Source organism: Pseudomonas pseudonitroreducens, assembly GCF_021603645.1.
Taxonomy (GTDB): Bacteria; Pseudomonadota; Gammaproteobacteria; order Pseudomonadales; family Pseudomonadaceae; genus Pseudomonas; species Pseudomonas pseudonitroreducens.
Genome location: NZ_BQHJ01000014.1, coordinates 93,457 through 104,820 on the forward strand (window position 1 = coordinate 93,457; position 11,364 = coordinate 104,820).

10 protein-coding genes are annotated in these 11,364 nt (G+C 65.5%); 5 read left to right on the forward strand and 5 right to left on the reverse strand.

Going from position 1 to position 11,364, the window contains the following annotated elements; genetic code table 11:
- Nucleotides 1-123 precede the first annotated feature (123 nt).
- The gene (locus L6D89_RS27950; protein WP_205338345.1) at nucleotides 124-678 is read left to right on the forward strand and encodes a DNA-3-methyladenine glycosylase I; all 555 of its coding nucleotides are present in this window, start codon (nucleotides 124-126) and stop codon (nucleotides 676-678) included.
- Here L6D89_RS27950 and xrtQ read toward each other — a convergent pair.
- Both xrtQ and L6D89_RS27960 read right to left on the reverse strand, forming a co-directional pair.
- On the reverse strand, nucleotides 675-2,012 hold the full coding sequence (gene xrtQ / locus L6D89_RS27955) for an exosortase Q (RefSeq protein ID WP_236201794.1): 1,338 nt from the start codon (nucleotides 2,010-2,012) through the stop codon (nucleotides 675-677). The two genes, L6D89_RS27950 and xrtQ, sit on opposite strands and share 4 nt — an antisense overlap.
- Nucleotides 2,009-4,000, reverse strand: a complete 1,992-nt coding sequence (locus L6D89_RS27960) for a VIT domain-containing protein (protein WP_236201795.1) — start codon at nucleotides 3,998-4,000, stop codon at nucleotides 2,009-2,011. The genes xrtQ and L6D89_RS27960 overlap by 4 nt, the downstream gene beginning before the upstream one ends.
- Nucleotides 4,001-4,170: 170 nt before the next feature.
- Between L6D89_RS27960 and L6D89_RS27965 the strand changes: the two genes are divergently transcribed.
- The 4 genes from L6D89_RS27965 (at nucleotide 4,171) to L6D89_RS27980 (ending at nucleotide 7,909) form a co-directional block, all read left to right on the forward strand.
- Complete coding sequence (locus L6D89_RS27965; protein WP_236201796.1) at nucleotides 4,171-5,058, forward strand: lysophospholipid acyltransferase; 888 nt, start codon at nucleotides 4,171-4,173, stop codon at nucleotides 5,056-5,058.
- A 200-nt stretch (nucleotides 5,059-5,258) separates the two neighbouring features.
- The gene (locus L6D89_RS27970; RefSeq protein WP_236201797.1) at nucleotides 5,259-6,572 is read left to right on the forward strand and encodes an Nramp family divalent metal transporter; all 1,314 of its coding nucleotides are present in this window, start codon (nucleotides 5,259-5,261) and stop codon (nucleotides 6,570-6,572) included.
- A 57-nt stretch (nucleotides 6,573-6,629) separates the two neighbouring features.
- A complete protein-coding gene (locus L6D89_RS27975; RefSeq protein ID WP_169935315.1) occupies nucleotides 6,630-6,896 on the forward strand; it encodes a PilZ domain-containing protein in 267 nt (88 codons plus the stop codon).
- A gap of 362 nt (nucleotides 6,897-7,258) precedes the next feature.
- On the forward strand, nucleotides 7,259-7,909 hold the full coding sequence (locus L6D89_RS27980; protein WP_236172322.1) for a 7-cyano-7-deazaguanine/7-aminomethyl-7-deazaguanine transporter: 651 nt from the start codon (nucleotides 7,259-7,261) through the stop codon (nucleotides 7,907-7,909).
- A 40-nt stretch (nucleotides 7,910-7,949) separates the two neighbouring features.
- Here L6D89_RS27980 and L6D89_RS27985 read toward each other — a convergent pair whose 3' ends face one another.
- From L6D89_RS27985 to trkA, 3 genes are all read right to left on the reverse strand, one after another.
- Nucleotides 7,950-8,267 carry a tetratricopeptide repeat protein gene (locus L6D89_RS27985; RefSeq protein ID WP_236201798.1) on the reverse strand — a complete coding sequence of 106 codons (318 nt, stop codon included), beginning with the start codon at nucleotides 8,265-8,267 and terminating at the stop codon, nucleotides 7,950-7,952.
- Between the two features lie 47 nt (nucleotides 8,268-8,314).
- Nucleotides 8,315-9,766 carry a TrkH family potassium uptake protein gene (locus L6D89_RS27990; protein WP_236172320.1) on the reverse strand — a complete coding sequence of 484 codons (1,452 nt, stop codon included), beginning with the start codon at nucleotides 9,764-9,766 and terminating at the stop codon, nucleotides 8,315-8,317.
- Nucleotides 9,767-9,892: 126 nt separating this feature from the next.
- Complete coding sequence (trkA, locus tag L6D89_RS27995; RefSeq protein WP_017518880.1) at nucleotides 9,893-11,266, reverse strand: Trk system potassium transporter TrkA; 1,374 nt, start codon at nucleotides 11,264-11,266, stop codon at nucleotides 9,893-9,895.
- Nucleotides 11,267-11,364: the final 98 nt, after the last annotated feature.

Sequence of the window (11,364 nt, forward strand, 5' to 3'; positions counted from 1 at the left end):
GCTTCTCAGCGATTTCCGGGCGCCCGGCGGGAGTTCACGAATCGACCGAAAAATTTGCCGAATGACTGTATTTTCATACAGTGAATTGTCTATAGTCGGGCTTTCCCTGTCAGGACGACCGCCATGCCCCGTTGCTTCTGGTGTAACGACGACCCGCTGTACATCGCCTACCACGATGCAGAATGGGGAGTGCCCCAGCGCGATCCGCGGGCGTTGTTCGAGATGCTGATCCTCGAAGGCGCCCAGGCGGGACTCTCGTGGATCACTGTGCTGAAGAAGCGCGAGCGCTACCGCGAGGTGCTGTTCGGCTTCGATCCCGAGCGCCTGGCGCGCATGAGTGACGAGGAGATCGAGGAGCGCATGCAGGACCCGGGCATCATCCGCAACTTCGCCAAGCTCAAGGCGGCGCGGCAGAACGCCCGCGCCTGGCTGGAGCTGGAAGACCCGGTGACGTTCCTCTGGTCCTTCGTCGGCGGCAAGCCGAAGGTCAATCACTTCAGCGAACGCGGCCAGGTGCCGGCGGTGACGCCCGAGGCCGAGGCCATGAGCAAGGCGCTGCGCAAGGCCGGTTTCAATTTCGTTGGCCCGACCATCTGCTACGCCTTCATGCAAGCCACCGGCATGGTGATGGACCACACCACCGACTGCGACCGCTACACCCAGCTGACCCGCGCCTAAGGCAGTGGGCTGGCGAGGGTGACCGCCAGCCACGGTCCCGTCGAACGCCCGGAGAGTGCCGACCAGTACCAGGCCGACGTATCGGAGAAGGATTGGCCGGCAGCGTCCTGGATGTAGTCGCAGACCTGCAACTTCACGCCGTCGCGCGTGACGACGAAGCAGCGCTGCAAACCTTCCGCTCCCACGCGCTTGCGCAGTTGCGTCTGCTCGACGCGGTAGCCGATGGCACGGAAGCAGTCTTCCGCCGGGTGCAGCTTGCGCGTCGGCCGCAGCACCTGGCGCAGCACGATGCTGCGTTGGCCATCGCTGAAGCGACCGAGCTGCCCGGGAAAGTCCTCGGCAAAGCGCTGCTCCACCGGGGACAGTGCCAGCGGCTGCAGCAGTCGACCTTCGAACTGGATGGGCCATTCGTGAGGCGCGCTCACTTTGTCGGAGGCGGAGCCCGGCGCCAACAGCGGCCAGATCATCGCCAGCAGCAATGCGCCCAGGAAGGCTGCCTGGACGCTTGTCGGTGGCGCGGAGCATGCCGACACGCCTAGCGCTGGGGTGTCGAATGAACGCCGCCCGATCACCCGCAGGATCATCCCGTACACCGCCGCGAACACCAGCAGGCCGACGCCTTCGTGCGCCCAGCCGGGGAACTCGCTCGCCCCGCTTTCGCCCCACACCAGTAGCGTGTTGCGCAGGATATTGCCGCCCAGCACGAGCATGCCCACCAGCGGTAACCGGCGCAGCAACAGTCGATCCGGCAGGCGCAGCCAGGCTGCCAGCGTGCAGGCGCTGAAGTAGCCGACCCAGGCCATCTGGATGCCCGAGCAGGGTGCGTCGACCATCACCCACTGACCATCGACCAACAGCGCACTGCCCTGCCGCTCCACCGACCAGGGGCCGAGGCGCAACAGCCAGGCGCTGACCTCGGCGGTGATCACCCGCAGCGGGTAGCCGACGAAGAATTGCAGCGACGACAGCAGCGGCAGCGACAGGAAACCCAGGCCGAGCCAGGCCAGCCAGGGTTGCCCTGGCGCGCGCAGGCTGAGGACCACCAGCAGCAGCGCCAACACCGAGATCAATCCGCGCAACAGTGGCGGCAGCAACGACTGGCTGAATGCCGCCACCAGCAGCAAACCCGCCGCAAGCGCCAGCCACACCGGGCGAGGCTGCGTCCGCAGGCCGGAGCGGTCGCGCCAGAGCAACAGCCCCAGCGCCGCCAGGGCGATGATTCCCAACGGATCATCCGAACCATCACCCAGCCGGCGCACCGCCCACAGCCAACTGGGCCAGGCGGCCAGTGCAGCGAGTGCCAACCAGCTCCAGCCGGGCAGGCGGCGCGTCATGCCGCCCTCCTCCGCCACCACCATGCGCCAAGGCCGGCGAGCAGCAGCATGGCCCACACACCGGGTTCGGGGGTTCCCGGTACCGTGCTGCCGATGGCGCTGTTGTTCACGCCCTGGGGCAGCGGCAGCGGTTGATCGACGGACTGGCTCGCCTGCGGATCGGCGTTGCGGACCTGCTGGTCGACGGCGATGAACGAGGTATAGGGCGTGAGCAGCTGATACTTCAGGCCGAGGTCGAGAATCTGCGAGCTGAACTCGAAGCCGCCATCGAGGGCTTCCTGGTCCATCAGGCTGGCCAACCGTTTACGCGCCCAGAGGTGGGCGAGCGCGTCGCCGTTTTCACCAAGACTGGTTGCGCTGATCGGCAGGTGTGCCTGGAACGGGCCATCCGACGCGTGGGCATCGATGCGCAGTTCACCGCGGGGCTCGCCCTTCCATTTGCCGAACAGCACCAGTGGGCGATCGGCGAAGAGGTCGGGCATTTGCTGGGGTTCGACGTCGTAGACCTCCAGCCCTTCGAAGCTCGCGTGAATACCTTGCAGCAGCGGACTATCGATCATCCGCCGCAAGCGCTCGGCCTGCTCGCCGGCCGAGCGCTGGTCGGTGACGATGAACGGCTCGCCCTGCCCCGCCCGCGCCAGGCCTTCGATCAGGCTGCGGTTCACCGAGCTGCCGATGCCGAAGGCGAACAGGTTGGCCTTGCTCAGGTTTTCGCGCACCAGCTGGTAGGCGCTGCTTTCCACGCTGACGAAGCCGTCGGTGATCACCACGAAGCTGCGCGAACGCTCCGGGTCGGTGGGCATCGCCAGCGCTTCGCGCAGGGCCGGCATCAGCTCGGTACCGCCGGCGCCCTCTTCGCCATCGAGCATGTCGGTGGCACGGCGGATGTTGGCCGGCGTGGCCGCCAGGGAGGTATCGGCGAGCTTGCGGTTGTCGCCGGAAAACAGCAGCAGGTTGAAGGTGTCGCTGGGCCGCAGGCGGCCGATCAGATCGCGCAGCAGGGCCTTGGTGGTGTCCAGTGGGAAGCCGTTCATGGAACCGGACACGTCGACGATGAACACGTAGTCGCGCGGCACGATGAGCCTGGCATTCGGCGCGCGCGGCGGCGTGACCATGGCGAGGAAGAAGTTCTCCTGGGCGCCGTGCGACAGCAGCAGGCCGCTTTGCACCTGATCGCCGCCCAGGCGGTAGTCGAGGATGAAGTCGCGGTTATTCCCGGCAGTCTCGTCGGCGGCCAGGTGGATGGCGGCGTGCGGACCGTCACGCTGGATGTCGATATGGTACGAGGGCGAAGCGATCTCGTCGATCTGCACCGGTGCGAGCAATTCCATCTGCAGGGCGAATTGCGTGGCCGAGGGTTGGCCCTGTTGCAGGTAGGGCGTCGACATCCACGGCTGGTTGCCGCTGCCGGAAGTGCCTTTGCCGTTGTAGCGCGGGCCGACCACGGTGGGGAACACGAACTGGTAGCGCCCGTCAGTGGGCACCAGCAGCTCGCTGTAGCGCAGCTCTACCTGCACCACGTCGCCGGGCAGGATGTTGGCGACCTGCATCTGGAACACATTCTCGCGTTCCTGCTCCAGCAGCGCGGCCGTCTTGCCCGCGCTCTTGGCCTGCTGGTACTCGGCCTGGGCCTTCTGCTTTTCGCGGATCTGCGCCTGGATCACCCGCTCGCCCAGGCGCACGGTCATGCCGTGGACGGCCGCGCGGGTCGAGGCGGGGAAGATGTAGCGCGCTTCCAGCGGTGTGGCGCCCTGGTTGCGGTATTCCTGGGTCACCGTCACTTCGGCGATGTTGCCCAGCACACGGGCATTCACGCGGGTGGCCTTGAGCGGCAGGGCATCGACCGACGCGTCGGCGCTCTCGACGAAGAAGTAGGGGCTGGCATTGCTTTCATTCAAGACGCTGCCGTCGTCGGCCAGCGCCGCCAGGCTGGTGCTCATCGCCAGCAGCAGGCAGCACAGCCGTGCAAGTAAGGTTCGGGTACGCATCGCGGGCCTCCGGGCCTGTGGATCGGATGGCCGCAGGTTGCGTGCGCGGTGTGGGCGCCGCGTGTTCGCTCTGTGCTGATTGTGTGGAGGCAAGGTGGAGGTGGCCGGCGATGCCCGAAATGCCGACGCGAGCGGCTACAATGGCCGCCATCTGCTTGAAGGAGTTTTCCGTGGAGAAATTCAAGGGCGCACTGGTGGTGGGCTTCCTGCGGTTGTTCGCCATGCTGCCGTGGCGCGCGGTGGGCGCATTGGGCGCGGGCATCGGCTGGCTGATGTGGAAGCTGCCCAACCGCTCCCGCGAGATCGTGCGGATCAACCTCTCGCACTGCTTCCCCGAGCTGTCCGCAGCCGAGCTGGAAAAGCTCGTCGGCCGGAGCCTGATGGACATCGGCCGCACGCTGACCGAGAGCGCCTGCGCCTGGATGTGGTCGCCGCAGAAGTCGCTGCAGTACATCCGCGAAGTGGAAGGCATGGAAGTGCTGGAAGAAGCGCTGGCCTCCGGTGACGGCCTGGTCGGCATCACCAGCCACCTGGGCAACTGGGAAGTGCTCAACCACTTCTACTGCTCCTACGCCAAGCCGATCATCTTCTACCGCCCGCCGAAGCTCAAAGCGGTGGACGATCTGCTGAAGAAGCAGCGCGTGCAGCTGGGCAACCGCGTGGCGCCTTCGACGCCCGAAGGCATCAAGAGCGTGATCAAGGAAGTGAAGAATGGCGGCTGCGTCGGCATTCCCTGCGACCCGGAACCGGACCTCGGCTCGGGGCTGTTCGTGCCCTACCTGGGCACCACCGCGCTGACCAGCAAGTTCGTGCCGTCGCTGCTTTCGCGCGGCAAGGCCCGTGGCGTGTTCTTCCATGCCGTGCGCCTGCCCGATGGCAGCGGCTACAAGGTGATCCTCGAGGCCGCGCCGGCGGACATGTACGACAAGGACATGGAAGTGTCCGTGGCAGCCCTCAGCCGCGAGCTGGCCAAGTACGTGCGCGCGTATCCGAGCCAGTACATGTGGACCATGAAGCGTTTCAAGAAGCGCCCAGAAGGCGAGGCGAAGTGGTACTGAGCCGGGATTGCCGGGACTGTGGCTGGGCGGTTCGCGAGCAAGCTCGCTCCTACGAAGAGCGTGCCGCCGTGGACCTGTAGGAGCGAGCATGCTCGCGAACCCACGCCGGTCGGCCGACCGGCGTGAAAGCTCCGCAGTGAGATACCTCCTCTCTTCAGGGAGAGGGCAACGCGCCCGCCCATAAGCCAGGAAGAACCAACATGCTCGGCCTGCCGACCACCGCTACCGCGCCGTTCTGTCCCTCGGAAGTCAAAGGCAGCATCCAGGTCGCGGCCAGCGCGCCGTTGTGGAAGCGCATCCTGCAGTTCGCCGGCCCCGGCCTGCTGGTCTCCATCGGCTACATGGACCCGGGCAACTGGGCCACCGCCATCGAAGCCGGCTCCGGCTTTGGCTACCAGTTGCTGTTCGTGGTGCTGCTCTCCAGTCTCGCCGGCATGGTCCTGCAATGCCTGGCCATGCGCCTGGGCATCGTCACCGGGCAGGACCTGGCGCAGCTGTCGCGCAGCCGCTACAGCCTGGGCGGCGCTCGCTTGCAATGGCTGCTGGCGGAGCTGTCGATCGTCGCCACGGACCTCGCCGAAGTGCTCGGCTGTGCCCTCGCCTTCCACCTGTTGCTGGGCGTCGACCTGGTCACCGGCGTCATCCTCACCGCTTTCGACACGCTGATCGTGCTCGGCCTCAAGGGCCAGCGCTTCCGCCACCTGGAAGCGATCATGCTGGGGCTGATCATCACCATCAGCGGTTGCTACCTGGTCGAGCTGCTTCTCATCAAGCCGCACTGGCCGGACGTTGCCGCCGGCTTCCTGCCCAGTTGGGACGCCATCAGCCAGCGTGAGCCGCTGTACCTGGCCATCGGCATCCTTGGCGCCACGGTGATGCCGCACAACCTCTACCTGCACTCCTCCATCGTGCAGACGCGCCAGGTCAGCGGTAGCGACGGCAAGGCCGCGGCGATCCGCCTGACGCGTATCGACACGGTGGTCTCGCTGAGCCTCGCGCTGCTGATCAACGCCGCCATCCTGATCCTCGCTGCCGCCGCCTTCCACGAGACCGGCCACACCGGCGTCACCGAAATCCAGGACGCCTACCGCCTGCTCGAACCGCTGGTGGGCACCGGGCTGGCGGCGATCCTCTTCGGCGTCGCGCTGCTCGCCTCGGGGCAGAGCTCCACCTTCACCGGCACCATTGCCGGGCAGGTGATCATGGAAGGCTTCCTGCAGATGAAGATTCCCTGCTGGCAGCGCCGCCTGATCACTCGCGCGCTGGCACTGATCCCGGCATTGATCGGCGTGCTGATGCTCGGCGACAAGGCGGTCGGCAAGCTGCTGGTGCTCAGCCAGGTGGTGCTCAGCCTGCAACTGCCCTTCGCGCTCTGGCCGCTGATCCGCTTCACCAGCGATCGCGCGCTGATGGGCGAGTTCGTCAACAGCCTGCTGACTCGCGTGCTGGCCTGGGGCTTGTTCTGCGTCATCAGCGCCGCCAATCTCTGGCTGCTCGTGCAACTGCTGGCTTGACCTGACCCATGGGTTTGAGGCCCATTAATGCGCTGACATTCAGGACGGATGCCATCCATGGCCAACCAAAGGCAGTACCCGCGGACCCCGATGAAGTGCCGGATCAAGATCAGCCACCCCGACTTCGGCGACGTGTTCGGCCATACCCGTGATTTGTCGGACGGCGGCGTCTACGTTCGCCATGAAGTGCTCGCGGCGTTGCCCGCCGGTACGCGCGTCACCGGCCAGGTGCAGGACATGCCCTTCGATGCGCCGATCCTGGAGATGGAAGTGATGCGCACCGATGCCGAGGGCGCGGGCTTCCGCTTCGTCGGTAACGCCTGATTGGCTGCATAGCGGTTATGTAAGAGCGGACTTCGTCCGCGATCGGTTGGCCCAGCTTCCTGATCGACCGGAGCGACGGTGAGTCGATCGCGGACAGAGTCCGCTCCTACGTGAAAGTTCTGCGCTCGGGTCGGCCTTCACCCTAACCCTCTCCCAGGGGGAGAGGGTTAGGGTGAAGGGGATGCATTGGTACGGACTCCCCAGGAAAAGGCAGTTGCTCCTACGAAAAATCACAGGTCGGTATTGAGCAAAAAATGCTCAGAAAAACCTGACTTTCAGGTCCGGATCGTATACAATGCGCGCCGCTCGGCATGGTGCCGGGCATGGGTTCCCTCACCCCATCGACGAAAAAGGCCCAAAGCATGTCGGCATCCCTTCCGGCGGCAAGGCGCGGCGCACTCGCCGGTCTGGTCGCGTTCCACATCCTGATCATCATCGCCAGCAACTACCTGGTGCAGCTGCCAATGACCCTCTTTGGCTGGCACACCACCTGGGGCGCGTTCAGTTTCCCGTTCATCTTCCTGGCCACCGACCTTACCGTCCGCCTGCTCGGCAAGCGCCCGGCGCGGCTGGTCATCGCACGGGTGATGATCCCGGCGCTGCTGGCTTCCTACGTGATCTCAGTGGTCTTCCAGGAGGGCGCCTTCAGGGGCTTCGCCTCCCTGGGCGAGTTCAACACCTTCGTGGCGCGGATTTCCCTGGCCAGCTTCCTGGCCTACGTGTTCGGCCAGATTCTCGATATCCAGGTCTTCGACCGTCTGCGACGGATGCGCCAGTGGTGGATCGCCCCGGTGGTCTCGACCCTGTTCGGCAACCTGCTGGACACCTTCACCTTCTTCTCCATCGCCTTCTGGCACAGCGACAACCCGTTCATGGCCGAGCACTGGGTGGAGATAGCCTGGGTCGACTACGGCGTGAAGCTCGCGGTCATGCTGATGCTCTTCGTGCCCCTCTACGGCATGCTGCTCAGCGCCATCACCCGCAACCTGCGCCGGCACCCCTCGGTGGCCTGAGGCCGCAGGAAGATGAACGAATGAGCATGAAAAAGGGCGCCTAGGCGCCCTTTGTCTTGTCCAGCTTGCGCAGGAACACACTCATCTCCTTCTCCGCCTGCTTGTCGCCATGGGCCTGCGCGGCGGCGAGGCCGTCGGTCCAGGCCGTGCGCGCGCCGTCCAGGTCACCCTCGGCCTGCAGTGCCTTGCCCAGCAGCTTCCAGGCGGCGGAGTACTTAGGGTCTTGCTCCACGCAGCGCCGCAGGTGCTCGGCGGCCCTGGTGGCATCGCCAGCATCCAGGTAGCCCTTGCCCAGGCCGAAGCGCAGCAGCGAATTGTCCACGCCCTTGGCGAGCATCTTTTCCAGCGAATCGATCATGGCGAGCCTCCGTCAGCAGGTCGCCATTCTGCCTCAAGATCAGTGCTTCAAGTACGCCAGAAGGCGGGAGTCAGCAGTATCAGCAGGGAGAACACCTCCAGCCGCCCCAGCACCATCGCCAGGCTCAGTACCAGCTTGGCGCTGCCCGGCAGGTTGCCGTAGTGCATCGATGCCTCGCCCAGCGCCGGGCCCAGGTTGTTCAGGCTGGAAGCGAGCGTCGAAAACGCGGTGAGTTGGTCCACGCCCAGTGCCAGCAATACCAGCATCAGGCTGACGAAGGTCAGCAGGTAGATCGAGAAGAACGCCCACACCGATTCCACCACGCGGTCGGGCACCGTGCGCCGGCCCAGCTTTACCAGGAACACACCGTTGGGATGCAGCAGGCGGAGGAATTCGCGCATGCCCTGGCGGTACACCAGCAGCACGCGCATCACCTTCATGCCGCCGCCTGTGGAGCCGGCGCAAGCGCCGATGAAGGTGCTGTAGAGCAGCAGGTAAGGCAGCAGGGTCGGCCAGGCGCTGAAATCGGCAAGGCCGAAACCGGTGGTGGTCGCCACCGAGATCACCATGAAGGCGGCGTAGCGGATCGACTGCAGGGGGGAGTCGTAGTGATGCTTGAGGATCAGTGTGGTGGCGGTGATCAGGAACAGCACCAGCAGGATGCCCAGGTAGGCCCGGCACTCGGTGTCGTTGAGGTAGTGCCGCAGGCTGCGCTGGCGCCAGGCGAGGAAGTGCAGGCTGAAGTTGATCCCCGAGATGACCAGGAAGGTCATGCAGATCAGCTCGATCAGCGGGCTGTCGAAGTAGCCGATGCTGGCATCGTGGGTGGAAAAGCCACCGATGGCGATGGTGGAGAAACTGTGGCCGATGGCGTCGAAGGCATTCATTCCCGCCGCCCAGTAGGCCAGGGCACAGGCGAGCGTCAGGCCGCAGTAGAGGAACCACAAGGTCTTCGCGGTATCGGCGATGCGCGGCGAGAGTTTGTGATCCTTCAGCGGCCCGGGCATTTCCGCACGGTACAGCTGCATGCCGCCGATGCCGAGCATCGGCATCACAGCCACCGCCAGTACCACGATACCCATGCCACCCAGCCATTGCAGCTGCTGGCGGTAGTAGAGGATCGCGTGGGGTAGCGTGTCCAGCCCGGTGAGTACCGTGGCGCCGGTGGTGGAGAGGCCCGAGAAGGACTCGAACAGCGAATCGATCAGGCCCATGTGCGGTGCGTCCGAGAGGGCGAAAGGCATGGCGCCGAAGGACCCCAGGACGATCCAGAACAGCGCGGTGACCAGGTAGCCATCGCGGATGCGCAGGTCCTGCTTGTGCTGGCGGCAGGGCCACCAGATGACGAAGCCGGTCAGCAGCGTGACCAGGAACGACAGCGCAAAGGGCCGCCACGAGTGCTCGGCGTAGTGGAGGTCGACGAGCAGCGGTGGCAGGTGCGTGGCACTGAACAGCATCAGCAGCACGCCGAGGATTCGACCGATGGAGGAGTAGCGCATGACCGGGGACAGGCAAGCTGGAACAGGCCGCGCAGGGTGACAGCATCGGGTTGGTGGCGCTGTAGGAGCTGTCTGAAAGCGCCCCGGATTCGACTGGCAAGGCCGCCCAGGGGCGGCCTTTGTCGCTTAGAAGAAGGTCAGGCCGGCCTGGAACAGGCGCTCGACATCGCGGATGCGCTTCTTGTCCACCACGAAGAGGATCACGTGGTCGCCGGATTCGATCTTCGTTTCGCCGTGGGCGATCAGCACGTCGTCGTCGCGGATCACCGCACCGATGGTGGTCCCCGGCGGCAGTTGCACCTCGTTGATCTTGCGGCCGATCACCTTGCTCGACTTGGCGTCGCCGTGGGCGACCACTTCGATGGCTTCGGCAGCGCCGCGGCGCAGGGAGTGCACGCTCTCGATGTCGCCCCGGCGCACGTGGGTCAGCAGGGTGCCGATGGTCGCCAGCTGCGGGCTGATGGCGATATCGATCTCGCCGCCCTGCACCAGGTCCACATAGGCGGGGTTGTTGATCAGCGTCATCACCTTGCGCGCCCCCAGGCGCTTGGCCAGCAGCGAGGACATGATGTTGGCCTCGTCGTCGTTGGTCAGCGCGAGGAACAGGTCGGTATCGCCGATGTTCTCTTCCAGTAGCAGGTCGCGGTCGGAGGCACTGCCCTGGAGCACGATGCTGCTGTCCAGGCTGTCTGACAGGTGTCGGCAGCGCGCCGGGTTCATCTCGATGATCTTCACCTGGTAGCGGCTCTCGATGGCTTCGGCCAGGCGTTCGCCGATGTTGCCGCCGCCGGCGATGATGATCCGCTTGTAACTGTCCTCGAGGCGGCGCATCTCGCCCATCACCGCGCGGATGTGGGCCTTGGCGGCGATGAAGAAGACCTCGTCGTCGGCCTCGATCACGGTGTCACCCTGGGGAATGATCGGCCGGTTGCGGCGGTAGATCGCCGCCACGCGGGTGTCGGCGTTGGGCATGTGCTCGCGCAGCTGGCGCAGCTCCTGGCCCACCAGCGGCCCGCCGTAGTAAGCGCGGATGCCCACCAACTGCGCCTTGCCCTCGGCGAAGTCGATCACCTGCAGGGCGCCGGGGTATTCCACCAGGCGCTTGATGTAGTTGGTCACCACCTGCTCGGGGCTGATCAGCACGTCGACCGGGATTGCCTCGTTGTCGAACAGCCCGGCGCGGGTCAGGTACGCCGCTTCACGCACGCGGGCGATGCGGGTGGGGGTGTTGAACAGGGTGTAGGCAACCTGGCAGGCCACCATGTTCACCTCGTCGCTGTTGGTCACCGCCACCAGCATGTCGGCATCGTCGGCACCGGCCTGGCGCAGCACAGTGGGGAACGAGGCCTTGCCGTGGACGGTGCGGATGTCCAGGCGGTCGTTGAGGTCGCGCAGGCGTTCGCCGTCGGTATCGACCACGGTGATGTCGTTGGCTTCGCTGGCGAGGTGCTCGGCCAGAGTGCCGCCGACCTGGCCGGCACCAAGGATGATGATTTTCATGAGAGCTCTTTGTTAACTCCTCGGGGGAGGGATTGCGAGCTAGAACGAGGCTAGGAAGAACGCGGTTTCGAAGCGGAGAGTAAATGAGCATTCGAAAC

What these genes read in the sequence shown, in the direction of transcription:
- L6D89_RS27950 (WP_205338345.1), top strand. Translation starts at nt 124, where the DNA reads ATGCCCCGTTGCTTCTGGTGTAACGACGACCCGCTGTACATCGCCTAC.
- xrtQ (WP_236201794.1), bottom strand. Translation starts at nt 2,012, where the DNA reads ATGACGCGCCGCCTGCCCGGCTGGAGCTGGTTGGCACTCGCTGCACTG.
- L6D89_RS27960 (WP_236201795.1), bottom strand. Translation starts at nt 4,000, where the DNA reads ATGCGTACCCGAACCTTACTTGCACGGCTGTGCTGCCTGCTGCTGGCG.
- L6D89_RS27970 (WP_236201797.1), top strand. Translation starts at nt 5,259, where the DNA reads ATGCTCGGCCTGCCGACCACCGCTACCGCGCCGTTCTGTCCCTCGGAA.
- L6D89_RS27975 (WP_169935315.1), top strand. Translation starts at nt 6,630, where the DNA reads ATGGCCAACCAAAGGCAGTACCCGCGGACCCCGATGAAGTGCCGGATC.
- L6D89_RS27980 (WP_236172322.1), top strand. Translation starts at nt 7,259, where the DNA reads ATGTCGGCATCCCTTCCGGCGGCAAGGCGCGGCGCACTCGCCGGTCTG.
- L6D89_RS27985 (WP_236201798.1), bottom strand. Translation starts at nt 8,267, where the DNA reads ATGATCGATTCGCTGGAAAAGATGCTCGCCAAGGGCGTGGACAATTCG.
- L6D89_RS27990 (WP_236172320.1), bottom strand. Translation starts at nt 9,766, where the DNA reads ATGCGCTACTCCTCCATCGGTCGAATCCTCGGCGTGCTGCTGATGCTG.
- trkA (WP_017518880.1), bottom strand. Translation starts at nt 11,266, where the DNA reads ATGAAAATCATCATCCTTGGTGCCGGCCAGGTCGGCGGCACTCTGGCC.